Origin of the sequence: Burkholderia contaminans (assembly GCF_029633825.1) — a bacterium.
In the GTDB taxonomy this organism is placed as follows: Bacteria; Pseudomonadota; Gammaproteobacteria; order Burkholderiales; family Burkholderiaceae; genus Burkholderia; species Burkholderia contaminans.
Genome location: NZ_CP090641.1, coordinates 945,013 through 961,572, shown reverse-complemented (window position 1 = coordinate 961,572; position 16,560 = coordinate 945,013). Strand labels below are relative to the sequence as shown.

The window sequence follows — 16,560 nt, the reverse complement described above, 5'->3', positions numbered from 1 at the left end:
ATCGTCACGTTTTGATCAATCTTGCCATGAGAAAGATCGTGCTAGCCGTGATTCGCTCCCCCAATCGGTATCGACACACACAATGACTCCGAGGGCTGACGGAGTCGCGTGCCTATACCGAATGGCTAACGTTCAGCTTAATACGCGTCGATGATGGTCTAATAGGCAACGTCAAAATAATGATGATCGCGTTTCCGTCGCATGTACGACGGGATGCGTTGCGCACGCTGATATCCTGTCGAATTCGTTAGTATCGAACCAACAGTAAAGGAGGATTCCGAATCATTAAAGCACCGTGGTAAACGAGCGCGGGCCGCAAGTGCTACCAACACTCACGACCCGCTAACCACAGCCAACTTTCAAGGAGTTGTCCATGGCTAAGCCGAATCATAAAGCACGACCGCCGAAGACGGAACGTTTCGTAACGATCCAGGAAATGTGGGGTTCCCCGAAAACGATGGAACCCAGGCCAGAGACGATTTATCCGTACATGAAGATCGGTGGAATGTGGCTGGTCAACGATGCGGGTTTTGTTCCGGGCCGCAAGGCGCAGATCACGATTGAGCCAGGCAGGCTGATCATCACGCAGATGTAAGAGGCAACGCCGCAGGATGCGGCCGCGCTGCGCGATATCGCGCAGCGCGTGTGGTGGGATTGCCGCTGCCGCGCACTGTCACCCCTCACCAGCCGATATTGCAAGACGACCGCCACGTTCCCGCACCACCGGTAGCCTTGCATTTCGTCCCCGCGCCGTTGTCATAGAACGTCCGCGTTTCCGGTTGCGGCACCGAAGGATCGAACGGATTCGGCGAGCCATGTGGACCGCGCGGGGCATCGTACGGGCGCTGCGGTACATACGAACCACCGCCACCAGCTAGTCGCGAGCCATTGGCCCGCAGGTATTCATTCCAGTTCTCCGCGCGCTGTTCATAGCCAGGCACTGCGCGACCAAAACTATCATTCCCACCCGCACCAAGCGCAACGCGATTCGCGGGCAACCCGAAATCGGGCTCATGCTTGGCCGAATGCGGCGGTACTACGAGCGCGTCGCCCGTCACCCGCAGCGGACGCGTATCCGGCGTAGCAAACGGCGTGCGTTCCACCGGCGCGGCGTACTTCGCCTGGCGACGACTCATCCGCGCCGCATGCCCGTCATCCCGAGCAGCAGCCCTGCGCTCCGACCGAAACACATTGGCACCCACCGACCGATCGGTCAGCGAATCGCGCCCGGAAGCATTGGCGGCAGAAACGGAAAGCGCACACGCGATCGCGGCGGCGGAAGAGAGGCAGAAAGGGTGATTCATCAGCGTTCCGAAGCAGGTGATATGCAATGAGAAAAAAACGGCAGATCACTGGCTGGCGGCTGGGCGACGGACGGGCGTCGAAGCGGCCCTGAAGCGGCTGCGAGGCGCTGCGTGCGCGACTCACAGGAAGGCTGGCTGGATTGCAGAAGCGGATTCGTATTATTTCATAAAAATAACAATTAGCTTCCAAATGTTTAGTCGGTGTTTGTAAACAGTAGGATTGACCACCCCGACCGCCCGCCCCGAGTTGGTGCCAATCCAAACAATCATCAGTCGATTGATTTTCGGCGATCAGTCCCTTAGTAACCCGAAAACGCATCGCAAGAAATCCGATATCGCCGAAAGCCAAGCGCAGCAAGGCAACTGCCCAATCCGACCCACCCCATAGCAACCCAATTGCACCCCAGACAAACGTTCTCGCCCCGCCCAAGGTTGCGCCCCCATCGCCACCGCCACCCCCAAAACCCTCCGTGTTTTCCCTCGGTCGACCGGCATTTTTGACAGACGATTTAAAAACGCCCATATAATTTCGACTGCCTTGCCAATGGCTGTCGGACCATCCCTCCGAACAAGCGATTTGGCAAGCGGGGCAGGCGAAACGCTTGCGCAATGCAAGACGCATCACGATGTCTTTCCGAACCAGACGTCCCCTTCGGGGACTGCAAGAGCCGGGCCCCGCTACGCAACATTCCGCTGGAGTTCCGTCTTCTATGTGTCTCGGGCGTGTCCCATGTCCTCGCCCCGGGTGCTGTTCGATTGCGCAAGTCATGCCGCCTTTGCCCGTATGACTAAACAACATCGAGGAGCTCCCAGATGACGCTGTCCCGTCTTACGTCCATTTCCGCCGCCGTGCTGTTCGCCGCCGGCGCCGCCGCCGCGCACGCGGAAACCGTGAAGATCGCCATCGCTGGTCCGATGAGCGGTTCGGTCGCCCAATACGGCGACATGGTGAAGGCCGGCGCGCTGACCGCGATCGAGCAGGTCAACGCCGCAGGCGGTGCGGGCGGCAACAAGTTTGAAGTCGTGATGATGGACGACGCATGCGAACCGAAGCAGGCCGTCGCCGTCGCCAACAAGATCGTCAGCCAGAAGATCAAGTACGTGATCGGCCACGTGTGCTCGGGTTCGACGATTCCCGCGTCGGACATCTACGAGAACGAAGGCATCGTGATGGTCACGCCGTCCGCCACCGCGCCGCAGCTGACGGAAGGCAAGAAGCGCCACTTCATCTTCCGCACGATCGGCCGTGACGACCAGCAAGGGCCGGCCGCCGCGCACTACATCATCAACAACGTGAAGCCGAAGAAGGTCGCGGTCCTGCACGACAAGCAGTCGTACGGCCAGGGCATCGCCTCGTCGGTGAAGAAGGACCTCGAAGCCGCGAAGATTCCGGTCGTCCTGTTCGAAGGCATCAACGCCGGCGATTCGGACTACTCGGCGATCATCACGAAGCTGAAGTCGCAAGGCGTCGACTTCGTCTACTTCGGCGGCTACCACCCGGAAATGGGCCTGCTGATGCGCCAGGCGCGCGAGCAGGGCGTGAAGGCCACGTTCATGGGGCCTGAAGGCGTGGGCAACAAGGACGTGACGGCGATCGCCGGCCCGGCGTCGGAAGGCATGCTCGTCACGCTGCCGGCCGACTTCTCGGCCGATCCGGCCAACGCGGGCCTCGTGAAGGCGTTCGCGGACAAGAAGCGCGACCCGAACGGCCCGTTCCAGATGCCGTCGTACGCAGCGGTGAAGATCATCGCCGACTCGATCGCCGGAGCGAAGACGACCGACCCGACCAAGGTCGCCGCGTACATGCACAAGGCGACGTTCGACACGCCGATCGGCAAGGTCGCGTATGACGCGCAGGGCGACCTGAAGGCGTTCAAGTTCGTCGTGTACACGTGGCACAAGGACGCGACGAAGACCGCCGCCAAGTAAGACGGAGTACCCGCCCGCGCACCCGCCCTGTCCGAGACCCGGACGGGGCGGGTGCGTATTGGCAGCGCATCGGCCCAGTGCGCAGCCAAGGAGCGGCCCGAGACGACACCGTGCGTTGCGCGCGGCCACGCCGTGATCCGGCGACGGCATGCGACACAACGCCAACGGGAGCTTCCCGCACATGACTGACTTCTTTCCTCAATTCGCCCAGCAGCTGGTCAACGGCCTGACGCTGGGTGCGATCTATGCGTTGATCGCCATCGGCTATTCGATGGTCTACGGCATCATCGGCATGATCAACTTCGCCCACGGCGAGATCTACATGATCGGCGCCTACGTGGGCCTCGTGACCCTCACCGCCATCGGTATCTCGGCCGGCTATCCGCTGCCGCTCGTGCTCGGCGCCGCCCTGATCGTGTCGGTGATCGTCACCGGCCTGTACGGTTTCGCGGTCGAGCGCGTCGCGTATCGGCCGCTGCGCGGCGGCCCGCGCCTCGTGCCGCTGATCTCCGCGATCGGCATGTCGATCTTCCTGCAGAACTACGTGCAGATCGGCCAGGGCGCGCGCGACGTGTCCGTGCCCGTGCTGATTTCGGGCGCGTTCGACATCCATCTCGGTGGCGACTTCGACGTGACCGTCCCGTATTCGCGGCTGATGATCGTCTGCGTGACGCTCGTGCTGATGATCGCGCTCACGCTGTTCATCTCGCATTCGCGGATGGGCCGTGCGTGCCGCGCATGCGCCGAGGACATGAAGATGGCGAACCTGCTCGGCATCGACACGAACCGCGTGATCTCGTTCACGTTCGTGCTCGGCGCGATGCTGGCCGCCGTCGGCGGCGTGCTGATCGGGCTGACGATCGGCAAGCTGAACCCGTATATCGGCTTCGTCGCGGGCATCAAGGCGTTTACCGCCGCGGTGCTGGGCGGGATCGGCAGCATCCCGGGCGCGATGCTCGGCGGCGTGCTGCTCGGCCTCGCTGAAACCTTCGCCGCAGGCTACATGCCGGCCGAGTACAAGGACGTCGTGGCGTTCGGCCTGCTCGTGCTGATCCTGCTCTTCCGCCCGACCGGCCTGCTCGGCAAGTCGGACATCGAAAAGGTTTGAGGGAGACGCAGATGAGTCAAGTCATTTCCGTTCGCCGCCCGGCCGCCGACGCTTCGATCGGCCAGGCGCTGAAAAATGCCGTGGCCGCCGCGTTCCTGACGGCGATCCTCACGATTCCGGTGCTCGGGCTGCAGCTGAGGCTCGAAGGCTACCAGGTGGCGCTCACGCCGCACTGGCGGCCGGTATGGATCGCGGTCGCGGGCGTGTTCCTGTTCCAGCTGTTCAAGCCGTGGCTCGTGCGCGCGAAATCGTCGGTGAAGCTGCCGGCCCTGCCCGCGATGGGCGCGCAGCAGCAGCGCGTGATCGTCTGGGTGCTGCTCGCGGTCGGGCTCGTGTGGCCGTTCTTCGGCTCGCGCGGCGCAGTGGACGTCGCGACGCTCGCGCTGATCTACGTGATCCTCGGCCTCGGGCTGAACATCGTGGTCGGTTTCGCGGGGCTGCTGGATCTCGGCTATGTCGGGTTCTACGCGGTCGGCGGCTATACGTACGCGATGCTGAACCAGTACTTCGGGCTGTCGTTCTGGGAATGCCTGCCGCTCGCCGCGATCGCGGCCGCGACGTTCGGCTTCCTGCTCGGCTTCCCGGTGCTGCGCCTGCGCGGCGACTATCTCGCGATCGTCACGCTCGGCTTCGGCGAAATCATCCGCCTGCTCGCGAACAACCTGACGAGCCTCACGGGCGGCCCGGACGGCATCTCGGGCATCCCGAAGCCGACCGTGTTCGGCTACGAGATGGCGCGCAGCGCGAGCGTCGAAGGCGCGAAAACCTTCCACGAACTGATCGGGCTGGAATACAGCGGCGACCACGTGGTGATCTTCCTGTACCTGCTCGCGCTCGTGCTGGTCGGCTTCACGCTGTTCGTGACGAGCCGCCTGATCCGCATGCCGATGGGCCGTGCGTGGGAAGCGCTGCGCGACGACGAGATCGCGTGCCGTTCGCTGGGCCTGAACCCGACGCGCATCAAGCTGTCGGCGTTCACGCTCGGCGCGGCATTCGCGGGTATCTGCGGCGCGTTCTTCGCGGCGCGCCAGGGCCTCGTGAATCCTGAGTCGTTCACCTTCATCGAATCGGCGCTGATCCTCGCGATCGTCGTGCTCGGCGGGATGGGTTCGCAGCTCGGCGTGATTCTCGCGGCGATCCTGCTGACCGTGCTGCCGGAAGTCGCGCGCGGCTTCGCCGAGTACCGGATGCTGATCTTCGGTCTCGTGATGGTGTTGATGATGATGTGGCGTCCGCAGGGCCTGCTGCCCGCGAGCCGTCCCCACGTGGAGTTGCCGCAATGAGCGCGAATACGGAACTGTTGAAGGTCGCCGGGCTGCAGATGCGCTTCGGCGGGTTGCTCGCGGTGGACGGGATCGATTTCGACGTGCGTCGCGATGAAGTGTTCGCGATCATCGGGCCGAACGGCGCGGGCAAGACCACGGTGTTCAACTGCGTCGGCGGCTTCTACAAGCCGACCGGCGGCGACGTCGTCCTCGACGGCCACGCGATTGGCGGGCTGCCGAGCCACAAGATCGCGTTGAAGGGCCTCGTGCGGACGTTCCAGAACATCCGCCTGTTCAAGTCGCTGACCGTCGTCGAGAACCTGCTCGTCGCGCAGCACCGCAAGGTGAAGGCGGGGCTGCTGCCCGGCCTGTTCTCGACCCCCGCGTATCGCCGTGCCGAGAAGGAAGCGCTCGAACGCGCGGCCGTGTGGCTCGACCGGATGGGGCTGACATCGGTTGCCAACCGGCCGGCGGGCACGTTGTCGTACGGGCATCAGCGGCGTCTGGAGATCGCGCGCTGCATGATCACCGAGCCGCGCTTGCTGATGCTCGACGAGCCGGCAGCCGGCCTCAACCCGCAGGAGAAGATCGAGCTGCAGCACCTGATCGACAGGCTGCGCCGCGAGTTCGGCGTATCGGTGCTGCTGATCGAACACGACATGAGCCTCGTGATGGGCGTGTCCGACCGCATCCTCGTGATGGAGCACGGCCGGCCGATCGTGATCGGCACGCCGGAAGCGGTCCGCAACGACCCGCGCGTGATCAAGGCGTATCTGGGGGAAGAGTGATGCTGAAGCTGGAACAGGTCCATACGCACTATGGCGCGGTCGAGGCGCTCGCGGGCGTGTCGATCGAGGTGAACAAGGGCGAGATCGTCACGCTGATCGGCAGCAACGGCGCCGGCAAGACGACGTTGATGATGACCGTGTGCGGCACGCCGCGCGCGTCGTCGGGCCGCGTGCTGTTCGAGGGCAAGGACATCACCGCGATGTCGACGCACCAGATCATGCGGCAGGGGATGGCGATCTCGCCGGAAGGGCGGCGCGTGTTCCCGAGCCTGACGGTGCTCGAGAACCTGAAGATGGGCGGCTTCTTCGCGAGCCGTCACGAGATCGACGACGGCATCGAGCACGTGTTCAAGCTGTTTCCGCGTTTGAAGGAACGCGCGACGCAGCGGGCCGGCACGATGTCGGGCGGCGAACAGCAGATGCTGGCGATCGGCCGCGCGCTGATGAGCAAGCCGCGCCTGCTGCTGCTCGATGAGCCGACGCTCGGCCTCGCGCCGCTCGTGATCGCACAGATCTTCGACATCATCCGGACGATCCGCGACGAAGGCGTCACGGTGTTCCTCGTCGAGCAGAACGCGAACAAGGCGCTCGGTGTGGCCGATCGCGGCTACGTGCTCGAAACGGGGCGCGTGGTGCTCGCCGATACGGGCGCGAACCTGCTCGCGAACGATCGCATCAAGCAGGCCTACCTCGGCGGTTGATGCCGAAAGCCGCCGGCCCGCAACGGGCCGGCGGCGCTTCCGCTTTTGCTTTCTCATGCGAGGCCGGTTCCCGGCCTTGTCTTCATCCGATCCTGAACGTGCTTTTCAGTACGTCGCGCAGATGCAGCGCGGCGCGATTGCTGTCGTCCGTCAGGATGGTGATCAGGTGCGGCGGGAGATCGGGCAGCACGATCCCGGCGACGTGGCTCGTCAGGTTGCCGGACACGCGATCGTGCTCGATGAGGCCGACCGCGAGGCCGTTCGCGATACACGCCTCGACCGCCGGCGAACTGGCGCTCTCGAGCAGCATCCGGTGCGGGATCTTCGCTTTCTTGAGCGCGTTCAGCGCGGTATCGCGGTACGGGCAGCCCTGCAATTGCACGGCGATCGGCAGCGGCGCGTCGGGATTGAACTTGAAGGTTCGCGCGGCGACCCACACCGGATGGGTCTTGCCGAGCAGCTCGCCGTGCGGCATCGCTTTCGGCACCACGGCAATCGTGATGTCCAGCTGGCCGCGCGAGAACAGCGACTGCAGCTCTTCGCTGGAGCGTGCTTCGACCGTCAGCTCCAGCAGCGGCCGGTCGGCGGCGAAGCGCGGCAGGAATTCCGCCATGAAGTGCGCGGCGTACGAATCGGGGATGCCGAGCCGCAGCTTGCCGGTCAGCATCTGCGGCGACAGCGATTCGACGAGCCGGTCGTGGCTCAGCAGGAACTCGGTGGTGTCGCTCAGCAGCTTGTGGCCATACTGCGTGAGTTCGACGGCCTGGTTGTTCCGCGTAAACAAGCGCTGCGCAACCATTTCCTCGAGCTTCTGAATCTGCGCCGTGACCGACGACGGGCTGCGATTCACATGCGCGGCCGCATCCTTGAAGCGGCCGAGTTTCGCGACGGCATGGAAGGTTCGCAGCAGGTCGACGTCCAGGGTGCGCGGCATGATTTGGTTTTTCCGAATCAGTGATTCAGGTAATGTCGATTGACGGAATTATTGAGCATCCCATATTCTCGGTCAACAGGCAGACAACGGCAGGCAGCCGGTCGCGCGTTGCACGTATCCGGGGAACGATTCATGTCGATCAACGATTTCGTTGTAGATGCATTGGTGCGGGACAGGAAGTTGAAGGCCGAGTCGGTATGGACGGTCGAGAATCACGAAAAGTATTCGACGCTCAAGCGCAGCGACGATGACGCGAGGAGAAAGGAAGCCGGGCGCGAGGTGTTTTCGCTGATGCGCAACCTGAACGAGCTGGGCGTGCGGAGCCCCGCGCTGTGCGCGGACCGCGACGGCAACGGTTCGTTGCGCGAAGCGATCGGCAAGTTGAGCGAGCGGCTGGCGCTGCAGCGCGCGCTCCGGGACGACGCCGAACTGCAGTATCACCGCCTCGGGCTCGAACCGATTCGCCCCGGGGATCTGGCGGACCCGCGCCTGTCCCCGGCAACTTTCTGAGAGCCGTCGCCCCATGCAGCTATTCCTGCTCCAGCTCGTTTTCGTGTTGTCGTGGAGTTCCGGCTTCATCGGCGCCAAGCTCGGCGCGGAGACGGCCGGTGCGTTCAACCTGCTGTTCTGGCGGTTCCTGCTCGTCACGCTGTGCCTCGCGATCGTCCTCAACCGGCAGCTCGGGCGCCTGACGTGGGAGAAGCTTCGCTATCACGCGGTGATCGGCTTCCTGTCGCAGTTTCTCTATCTGGCGTGCGTGTACGTGGCGATTCAGCATGGCCTGCCGCCCGGCATCGCCGCGATCGTCGCCGCGATGCAGCCGCTCATCACGGCGGCGATTACGGCGGTGGAAGGCAGCGAGCGAAGCGGGGCGCGCCAGTGGGCCGGGCTCGTCGTCGGGTTCGTCGGCGTGGGCATCGTGATCGGCGGGCAATATGCGCTGCCCGCCGGGTCGGTCGGGCTCGTGATGTACCTGCTGCCGCTGGTGTCCGCGCTGGGGCTGTCGATCGCGACGATCTATCAGCGCCGCCGCGCGCTGACGGCCGCGCGCAGCAACGAGGACGGGCTGTTCCTGCCGCTGTTCGTGCAGGGCTGCGTGAGCCTCGTGCTGTTCGCGGTGTGCGGGATCGTCACGGGCGACCTGCACGTGCCGACCCAGCCGAACGTGTGGGTTTCCGTCGTGTGGCTGACGGTGTTCTCGACCTTCATCGCCTATCTGTCGCTGTGGGCGCTGCTCAAGCGCATGCCCGCGACGCGCGTGGCGACCCTCGTCTATCTCGAGCCGCCCGTGACATTGATGTGGGCCGCATGGATGTTCGGCGACCGCATCGAGGTAACGACGTATCTCGGCATCGTCGTCGTCGCAGTTGGCGTATGGCTGGCCGGCAAGTACGTGGAGCGGCCCGCGCGGGCGCGGCGGGCGAACATGGAGGCGGCCGGCCGCTGATGCCCTGGTTGCGCGCGCGGTTCCGGTGTAGCGTCGCGGTACTGTCATGCCCCGCGAAGGAACCCGATGAAAGTCAAACGGATCGTCGCCAATGTCGACACCCGATCAGTCGACGACGCGAAGTGCTTCTATCAACGGATCTTCGGCCTCGACCTGCTGATGGACCACGGCTGGATCGCGACCTACGGCAATGCCGAGCGGATGGACGTGCAGATCAGCTTCGCGTCGCAGGGCGGATCGGGCACGCCGACGCCCGACCTGTCGATCGAGGTCGACGACGTCGATGAAGCGCTCGCACGCGTACATGTGGCCGGGATCCCGGTCGAATACGGGCCGGTCGACGAGCCGTGGGGCGTGCGGCGGTTCTATGTGCGTGACCCGTTCGGCAAGCTGGTCAACGTGCTCGCGCATCGCTGACGCTGCCCGCCGGGGCGGCTTGACGAATGTTTACGCATGCAACGCCAACCCCTTCACCGCCTTGTCGACCGCCTTCTTCGGTCCGCGCAACGCCAGTCCGACGAAGTCGAGATTTTCCGCGTCGCCGGCGCGAAACACGTCACGATTGGCCGCGTCGTGCCCGGTCGCGCTGTGACATGGCGGGCTGCTTGCTGAGCGGAGTAAGTATGTAGCTAGATTTGCTTCGATCGTAGTTAAATTGGCTACATTCAGGTAATCCACTCAAGTCGATGCAGAATCGGCGACTCGGACTATGCCTTGTAGCCATTTGAGCTACAATCGTAGTCAATCATGCTACGATCCATTGCCTCGACCCTGTTTAGTGACTATCGGCGCCGCGCGTTGGGCCTGCTCCTGTTGAGGCCCGACCAGGCGTTGCATGTCCGCGAGATCGCCCGTTTGACGGGCACGACGCCCGGTACGCTGCACAAGGAACTGAGCAAGCTGGCCGAAGCCGGCATCCTGAGCCGGGACCGGCAAGGCAATCAGGTGCGTTATCGCGCGAATCGAAGTTGTCCCATTTTCGAGGAACTCGCTTCGATCATGCGAAAGACCTCGGGTATGGGGGATGTGCTGTCCGACGCGTTGTTGCCCTGCGCCGAGGAAATCAGTGTGGCGTTCGTGTTCGGCTCCGTCGCGCGTGGTCAGGAGACGGCGGACAGTGACGTCGATGTGATGGTGATCGGCTCGGTTGGTTTTGCAACGGTGGTCCGGCTGCTTTACGACGCACAGGCGACATTGGGGCGGGATATCAATCCCAAGGTGCTGTCCCCGGACGAGTTTCGCGACGGCGTTGCCGGGCAGGATGCCTTTTTGCGGGACGTGCTTGGAAAACCCAAGATTTTCTTGATTGGTAGCGACCATGACCTTGCAGAACTTGCTCGGCGTTAGTCTCGATGCGGTCCGGCCGGACCGAGAACAAGCGATGCGCCTGCTGGCCGCAGCGGAACGAAATTTGGCGGATGCGCAACTCGCAGCATTGAGCAACGAAAACCGCTTTGATGCGGCTTATAAGGCGATCATGCAACTCGCCATGCTGGCGTTGCACGCGAACGGATTTCGTACATTGACGAGTCGGCCGGGGCACCACCAGACGGCGATCCAGACGCTTCCACAGACAATCGGCTTGCCGGTTGAGCGCATGATCGTACTCGACGCGCTGCGCAAGCAGCGCAATCTGTCCGATTACTCCGGGGATGTGGTTCAGGCGTCGGCGGTTCGCGAGTGTTTCGATAGTGCGTCGGCGCTCCTGATTGATGTAAAGGCGTGGATGGACGGGAACAAGCCGGAGTTGCTGCACGCGCAATAGCCGTTATCGTGTTGAATCGTCGATTTGACGTGCCGGTTCACGCATGCAACGCCAACCCCTTCACGGCCTTGTCGACCGCCTTCTTCGGCCCGCGCAGCGCCAGCCCGACGAAGTCGAGATTTTCCGCGTCGCCAGCGCGAAACACTTCACGGTTGGCCGCGTCGTGCCCGGTCGAAAACATCGCGTGCACGTAGGGCACGATCGTGAGTTCCCGCGACAGCGCCTGCCGGTGCGCGGCCTGCAGGCCGTTCAGGTCGGCCGCGAACACCAGTATCGGCTGGCCCAGCATGCGGCCGTAGCGGCGTCCCGACGCATCCTCGTAAGGCTCGCCGAGCGCTTCGGGCGCTTCGGCCGCGACGCCCGTCGCGAGAAACGCGACGACGTTGAGTTTTTGCCACGCGGCGAGATCGTCGCGCACGATCAGCGCTACCTTGGTATCGAACATGAGTGCTCCTTGTAGAGACGCTCATGATCGGCTGCCGCGCACGATCAGTCTGGAACGTTTGTGCACAGTTGCCGGTAGGCGGCCGGCGTGATCCGGTACGCGCGGCGGAACCAGCGGCCGAGGTGGCTCTGGTCGGCGAACCCGACGTCCGCAGCGGCCTGCGCGGGCGTGCGGCCGGCCGCCAGCAACCGGCGCGCGGCACGCAGCCGCAAGCGCACCAGGTACGCGTGCGGCGACGTGCCGAACGCACGCTGGAACAGCCGCGTCAGCCGGAACCGGTCGATCCCCGCGACGTGCGCGAGTTCGTCGAGCCCGATGTTGCCGTCCATGTGTTCATGCAGCAGATCGCGCACGCGCGCGATCGCGGGTGGCACGACGGCGCTTTCCAGCACGAGCGGCCCGCGCAGTTCGCCGCCGAGCCGGATCAACAAGCGGTCGAGCGTCTGGTCGCGCGCGAGCTTTCCTTCGTTGCCGTGGATCGCGAGAAATGCCTGGCGGATTGCGTCGACGAGGCCACGATCGTCGACGAGCGTATGGCCGAACGACACCTCGACGCTACCGAGGCCCGGCAGGTCCAGCCGGCGCGCCGCGCGCTCGACCCACGCTTGCGGCAGGTACAGCATCCCGTAGGTGAAGCCGCCGGCTTCGGGCGCGTGGCCATCGTGCAGCGCGCCGGGCTCGATCAGGATCGCGCGGCCCGGCACGCTCGTATGCACCGACCGGTGGCACTGGAATTGCTGTACGCCCTGTTCGGTGAAGCCGACCAGCATGTCGTCGTGATCGTGCGTATCGTATGCATGGCCGTTGAAATGCGCATGCAGGCTTTCGATGCCGGTTTCCGCATCGCGCCGTGCGACGAGCCAATGGCCGGTCGTGTCGATGGGCTTCGCGGGTGTCGTCATCGGAGGCGTCGCGGGTCGTCGTGGCGTGACGGATAGTGTACGCAAGTCGCGGGGCAGTGGTTGCGGGTGCGCATCATGCTTCGTTCGCCGCCGCTTGTTCGTCGCGTGCATATTGCGCGGGCGGCCGGCCGACGTGGCGCGTGAACGCGACGCTGAATGTGCTCGCGGAACTGTAGCCCACGCGCCCCGCGATCTCGGCGATGCGGCCCTCGTTGCGGCGGAGCAGATCCTTCGCGAGCGCCATGCGCCACGTGAGCAGGTATTCCATCGGCGCGAGGCCGACGGCGCGGCTGAAGCGTTCGAAGAAGGTCGAGCGCGACAGCGCGGCTTCCTTCGCGAGCTCGACGATCGTCCACGGATGGGCGGGGCGTTCGTGCATCCGGCGCAGCGCGGCGGCCAGCCGGCTGTCGGCGAGCCCGCGCACGAGGCCGCGCGAGGCGTCCGTGCCCGCCGAGAATCGCAGTGCCTCGATCAGCAGCACTTCCACGAGGCGCGACAGCACGAGTTCGCGCGCCGGCCGCTGCGCGCGCGATTCGTCACGCACGAGTTGCACGAGCGTGGTCAGGCGCGGTTCGCCGCGCACGTGCACGTATTGCGGCAGCAGCGATACCAGCAGCGCAGCGTCGGGCGAACTGAAGCTGCAATGGCCGGCCATCATGCGTGTGTCGACCGGGCGGTTCGCGTCGCCGATCCGGTATTCGCCGTTGTCGAGCGCGACCGGCGCGGCGGTTTCGACGCCGGGCGGCGGGAGGTCAAAGCTGGATATCGCGACGCCGTAGGCAGCCGGAATCAACACGAAATCGCCGGGCAGCAGGTCGATCGGCGGATGCCCGTCGATCGCGACCCGGCACCCGCCATCCAGGACCACGCAATAGAACGGCTCGCCGGCGACCGTGCGGCTGATGCGCCAGGGGCTCGCGCCGTGAACGAGCTTGGAATACCGCGTGCTCGGCTGCAGCAGCGTCACGACCTCGGCTAACGGATCGATCATCGCCGGACTCTCGCAAATGAAAATCGGATTGTCGATTGTAGCGAATACGGATCCGGCCATCTATCGTACGAACACATGCTCAACACGTCACAGGAGTGAGTTCGCATGAAGACCGTATTGATCACCGGCTGTTCCTCCGGCTTCGGCCTCGAGATTGCCCGCTATTTCCTGGCCCGCGACTGGCGGGTCGTCGCGACGATGCGCACGCCGCGCGAGGACGTGCTGCCGCCGTCGGCGAACCTGCGCGTGCTGGCGCTCGATGTCACGAATCCCGACAGCATCCGCGCGGCGATCGACGCCGCCGGCCCGATCGACGTACTCGTCAACAATGCCGGTTTCGGCGCGGCGGCACCGGCCGAACTCATGCCGCTCGACACGGTGCGCGCCCTGTTCGAGACCAACACGTTCGGCACGATCGCGGTCACGCAGGCCGTGTTGCCGCAATTGCGTCAGCGCGGAGCCGGCGTGGTCGTGAACGTCACGTCGAGCGTCACGCTGAAGGTGCTGCCGCTGCTCGCCGCCTATCGCGCCAGCAAGGCGGCGGTCAATGCGTACACCGAATCGGTGGCGCTCGAACTCGCGCCGTTCGGCGTGCGTGCGCATCTCGTGCTGCCGGGCCGTGCGCCCGACACGCGTTTCGCCGAGAACGCACGCGCGCACATGCACGGCTTCGAGCACGAGGCTTATGCGGAATTTGCCGCGGCGGTCTTTGCGCGCATCGTCGACGAAGCCGCGCCGATCACCCACGCGCAGGACGTCGCCGAAGCCGTGTGGCGCGCGGCGACCGATCCGTCGAGCCCGATGCGCATTCCGGCCGGCGCCGATGCCGTCGCGTGGGCGGCGGAAGCGGGCTGAGGCTCGCCGACCTGGGCGCGAGCCTGCTTGCCGGCGACCGGATCAAGCAGGCTCGTTTGCGTGAGTGATGCAGGATGCTGCCGGTCTGAAACGGGCCGGCAGCGCGATGGCATACACGTACGTGCATGCATCACGGACCGATGCGGTCCGTGTCTTTCAGCATGTCGCGCCCGGCATGAAAGAACGCCGCGTGCGCTTCTGCTCGCCGTCTGTTCGTTGACCATGCATGGTCGCGCCATCGCTACCCCCACCCGATACACGAGCGACCATGCCGAGCCGGACTTCTACTGCTACTGGCCGCCTTCGTACAGCTGGTTCAGACGCTGGAGTTCGCCCGACCTCTGCATCCGCAGGTATTCGTCCTTGACCTGCGCGCGCGTGAGCCCGGTCGGTCCACCCGCCTGCGAACCGGCGCCGGGCATGCTGCCCATCGACGTTGCGCTGATCGCCGAGTCGGACGGCTTGCTCGACGCTGCCGCTGCGCCATCGTCCTGCGCGCGGGCGAGGCCGGATGCGCCCAACACACAAACGACGGCCAGTGCTGCCTTGACCATGCTCTTCATCGTGGCACCTCACATGAAAAAGCGATGCAACAACCACGACGCGAATTCTGCGTCGTCCGCGTATGTCGACGTTCCGCATGCGTCACGTCGATCTTCCCCCCGGCAATTTCCCAAGGTGTTCCGGCGATTGACGCATCGGCATGCACTTCGCAACGGGTTTCTGTCGCGCATGTCGAGTCGTCATGTGCGCGTTCGACTCGCGCATCGTGAATCGTGTCATTCCGCCGCCATGCCATCGCGCCGGACAAATTCTCCACGCCGAACGCAGAAGTGGGTTCGTCACGCGAATGCAGCCGGAATGGCGAAATGATAGAACCCGCCTGCCGGTTTAACGCCCTCCTGAAAGGGGGTAATTGCCCTCGTTGTCATGTGGCATGCCTAAACTGGACAGACATCGCGGAACGTGTGAAGTCGAGCATGTCGTCGCGGCCCGCGCGCGAATCCGGTGCATGTTCGAGGAGCGCATTCATGTCTGACAAACACGTCGCGCTTGCGAGTCATATTCGTCGGCTCTGTTCGCTTGCCGTCGAGCCGCATCTCGTCATTCCTCAGGTGATTGAGGCGACCCGGCACATCGTCGGTGCCGATTGGGGCATGTTCTTCTATGCCGACGAACACTACGCCGTGTCGGACGTGTGCAGCGAAAACGAGGTGGTCTATACGCTCTTGCCGACGTATTTCGCGAACATCCACAACACGTCCCGGCAGGAGGTGCTGGGCATCACGTTTTCGGGTGCGATGCGCCGCGGACGCGGTTTCGACAACAGCGTGCACTACGACGATGCATTGCTCGCGAGCGACATGTATGCGGATCTGTGGCGGCCGGTGTCGATGCGCCACTGTCTCGAGCTGACCGCGACGGACGGCACGCGCGGCTGGGGCAGCCTGCTGCTGTCGCGCGCACCGGGCGCGCGTCCGTTCTCGGAGCAGAACCATCGCGACATCGAACCCGTGGCGCGGCATCTTGCGCATGCGCTGTCGCAGCCCGTGCAGCCCACGCTGCGCGAATCGGAATGCAGCGAATCCGCGACCATGGTGGTCGACGACGATGGCCGGCTCCTGCTGCACAACGCGAACAGCATCCGGATGCTGGCGCTCGCGACCGGCGAGCCGCTCGCGTTCTACCGTCACGAACGCTTGCCGGACTGGCTCGCGCCGCTCCGGTCGAACCTCGACCGGATCTGGCGCGGCTACCCGGCACCACCCGCGACGTTCGAGCGTCGCAACCCTGCGGGACGTTTCCGCTTCAAGGCCTATCGATGCACCGACGCGGCCGCGTTGCAACGCGATGCCGCGATCGTGATCCATATCGAACACTTTCCGCCGCTCAGGCTGATGGTCGAACGGCTCGGCTTCGCGTTCGGCCTGACCGAGCGACAGCGCGAACTCTGCGTGCAGCTCGTGCTGGGCCGCTCGCACAGCGAGATTGCGCGCGACTTCGCGCTGCGCGACAGCACGGTCGTCGATCATGTTCGCAAGATCTATCGCCGGCTCAACGTCCACAATCATGACGAATTGCGCAGCGTGTTTCGGGCCGGTCGGCTCGACTAGGTTTCGACGCGC

At 64.5% G+C, this 16,560-nt stretch carries 18 protein-coding genes and 2 pseudogenes; 13 read left to right on the top strand and 7 right to left on the bottom strand.

The window, feature by feature from the left end:
- Positions 1-373: 373 nt before the first annotated feature.
- Positions 374-595 (top strand): SymE family type I addiction module toxin, encoded by a 222-nt coding sequence (locus tag LXE91_RS22040; protein ID WP_039366271.1) that lies wholly within the window; start codon positions 374-376, stop codon positions 593-595.
- A gap of 85 nt (positions 596-680) precedes the next feature.
- Here LXE91_RS22040 and LXE91_RS22035 read toward each other — a convergent pair whose 3' ends face one another.
- A complete protein-coding gene (locus LXE91_RS22035) occupies positions 681-1,304 on the bottom strand; it encodes a hypothetical protein (RefSeq protein ID WP_223274255.1) in 624 nt (207 codons plus the stop codon).
- A gap of 813 nt (positions 1,305-2,117) precedes the next feature.
- Between LXE91_RS22035 and LXE91_RS22030 the strand changes: the two genes are divergently transcribed.
- From LXE91_RS22030 to LXE91_RS22010, 5 genes are all read left to right on the top strand, one after another.
- Positions 2,118-3,233 carry a branched-chain amino acid ABC transporter substrate-binding protein gene (locus LXE91_RS22030; protein ID WP_046544110.1) on the top strand — a complete coding sequence of 372 codons (1,116 nt, stop codon included), beginning with the start codon at positions 2,118-2,120 and terminating at the stop codon, positions 3,231-3,233.
- A 181-nt stretch (positions 3,234-3,414) separates the two neighbouring features.
- Positions 3,415-4,341, top strand: coding sequence for a high-affinity branched-chain amino acid ABC transporter permease LivH (livH, locus tag LXE91_RS22025; RefSeq protein WP_034186151.1), 927 nt, complete (start codon positions 3,415-3,417; stop codon positions 4,339-4,341).
- 11 nt (positions 4,342-4,352) lie between these two features.
- Positions 4,353-5,624: a high-affinity branched-chain amino acid ABC transporter permease LivM gene (locus LXE91_RS22020; protein ID WP_039366283.1), complete on the top strand. Its 1,272-nt coding sequence runs from the start codon at positions 4,353-4,355 to the stop codon at positions 5,622-5,624.
- Positions 5,621-6,394 (top strand): high-affinity branched-chain amino acid ABC transporter ATP-binding protein LivG, encoded by a 774-nt coding sequence (gene livG, locus LXE91_RS22015; RefSeq protein ID WP_039366287.1) that lies wholly within the window; start codon positions 5,621-5,623, stop codon positions 6,392-6,394. Before LXE91_RS22020 ends, livG begins: the two co-directional genes overlap by 4 nt.
- Positions 6,394-7,095, top strand: a complete 702-nt coding sequence (locus LXE91_RS22010) for an ABC transporter ATP-binding protein (RefSeq protein ID WP_039366289.1) — start codon at positions 6,394-6,396, stop codon at positions 7,093-7,095. Before livG ends, LXE91_RS22010 begins: the two co-directional genes overlap by 1 nt.
- An 82-nt stretch (positions 7,096-7,177) precedes the next feature.
- Here the strand turns inward: LXE91_RS22010 and LXE91_RS22005 are convergent, their stop codons facing one another.
- On the bottom strand, positions 7,178-8,029 hold the full coding sequence (locus LXE91_RS22005; protein WP_039366292.1) for a LysR substrate-binding domain-containing protein: 852 nt from the start codon (positions 8,027-8,029) through the stop codon (positions 7,178-7,180).
- Between the two features lie 393 nt (positions 8,030-8,422).
- On the opposite strand from LXE91_RS22005, the pseudogene LXE91_RS22000 reads away from it, so the two are divergent.
- The 3 genes and pseudogenes from LXE91_RS22000 to LXE91_RS21990 form a co-directional block, all read left to right on the top strand.
- Positions 8,423-8,539, top strand: a pseudogene (locus LXE91_RS22000) (2OG-Fe(II) oxygenase); the annotation flags it as partial.
- A 13-nt stretch (positions 8,540-8,552) separates the two neighbouring features.
- Complete coding sequence (locus tag LXE91_RS21995; protein WP_039366298.1) at positions 8,553-9,476, top strand: DMT family transporter; 924 nt, start codon at positions 8,553-8,555, stop codon at positions 9,474-9,476.
- A gap of 66 nt (positions 9,477-9,542) precedes the next feature.
- Positions 9,543-9,893, top strand: coding sequence for a VOC family protein (locus LXE91_RS21990; protein ID WP_039366301.1), 351 nt, complete (start codon positions 9,543-9,545; stop codon positions 9,891-9,893).
- A gap of 30 nt (positions 9,894-9,923) precedes the next feature.
- Here LXE91_RS21990 and LXE91_RS21985 read toward each other — a convergent pair.
- Positions 9,924-10,061, bottom strand: a pseudogene (locus tag LXE91_RS21985) (DUF2000 family protein); the annotation flags it as partial.
- A gap of 162 nt (positions 10,062-10,223) precedes the next feature.
- Between LXE91_RS21985 and LXE91_RS21980 the strand changes: the two are divergent.
- Together LXE91_RS21980 and LXE91_RS21975 are read left to right on the top strand one after the other, a co-directional pair.
- Positions 10,224-10,823 carry a nucleotidyltransferase domain-containing protein gene (locus tag LXE91_RS21980; RefSeq protein WP_039366304.1) on the top strand — a complete coding sequence of 200 codons (600 nt, stop codon included), beginning with the start codon at positions 10,224-10,226 and terminating at the stop codon, positions 10,821-10,823.
- Entirely contained in the window at positions 10,795-11,241 is a 447-nt protein-coding gene (locus LXE91_RS21975; RefSeq protein ID WP_039366307.1) for a hypothetical protein, read from the top strand. The genes LXE91_RS21980 and LXE91_RS21975 overlap by 29 nt, the downstream gene beginning before the upstream one ends.
- Before the next feature lie 37 nt (positions 11,242-11,278).
- Here the strand turns inward: LXE91_RS21975 and LXE91_RS21970 are convergent, their stop codons facing one another.
- From LXE91_RS21970 to LXE91_RS21960, 3 genes are all read right to left on the bottom strand, one after another.
- Positions 11,279-11,686: a DUF2000 domain-containing protein gene (locus tag LXE91_RS21970; protein ID WP_039366311.1), complete on the bottom strand. Its 408-nt coding sequence runs from the start codon at positions 11,684-11,686 to the stop codon at positions 11,279-11,281.
- 44 nt (positions 11,687-11,730) lie between these two features.
- A complete protein-coding gene (locus tag LXE91_RS21965; protein ID WP_039366314.1) occupies positions 11,731-12,588 on the bottom strand; it encodes an AraC family transcriptional regulator in 858 nt (285 codons plus the stop codon).
- Positions 12,589-12,661: 73 nt separating this feature from the next.
- Positions 12,662-13,639 (bottom strand): AraC family transcriptional regulator, encoded by a 978-nt coding sequence (locus LXE91_RS21960; protein WP_039366317.1) that lies wholly within the window; start codon positions 13,637-13,639, stop codon positions 12,662-12,664.
- A 45-nt stretch (positions 13,640-13,684) separates the two neighbouring features.
- Between LXE91_RS21960 and LXE91_RS21955 the strand changes: the two genes are divergently transcribed.
- Positions 13,685-14,434 carry an SDR family oxidoreductase gene (locus LXE91_RS21955; RefSeq protein ID WP_039366320.1) on the top strand — a complete coding sequence of 250 codons (750 nt, stop codon included), beginning with the start codon at positions 13,685-13,687 and terminating at the stop codon, positions 14,432-14,434.
- A gap of 290 nt (positions 14,435-14,724) precedes the next feature.
- Here the strand turns inward: LXE91_RS21955 and LXE91_RS21950 are convergent, their stop codons facing one another.
- A complete protein-coding gene (locus LXE91_RS21950) occupies positions 14,725-14,997 on the bottom strand; it encodes a hypothetical protein (protein ID WP_039366323.1) in 273 nt (90 codons plus the stop codon).
- Positions 14,998-15,465: 468 nt separating this feature from the next.
- Here LXE91_RS21950 and LXE91_RS21945 point away from each other — a divergent pair, with 468 nt between their 5' ends.
- Entirely contained in the window at positions 15,466-16,548 is a 1,083-nt protein-coding gene (locus LXE91_RS21945; protein ID WP_039366326.1) for a helix-turn-helix transcriptional regulator, read from the top strand.
- The last annotated feature ends 12 nt before the right edge of the window (positions 16,549-16,560 follow it).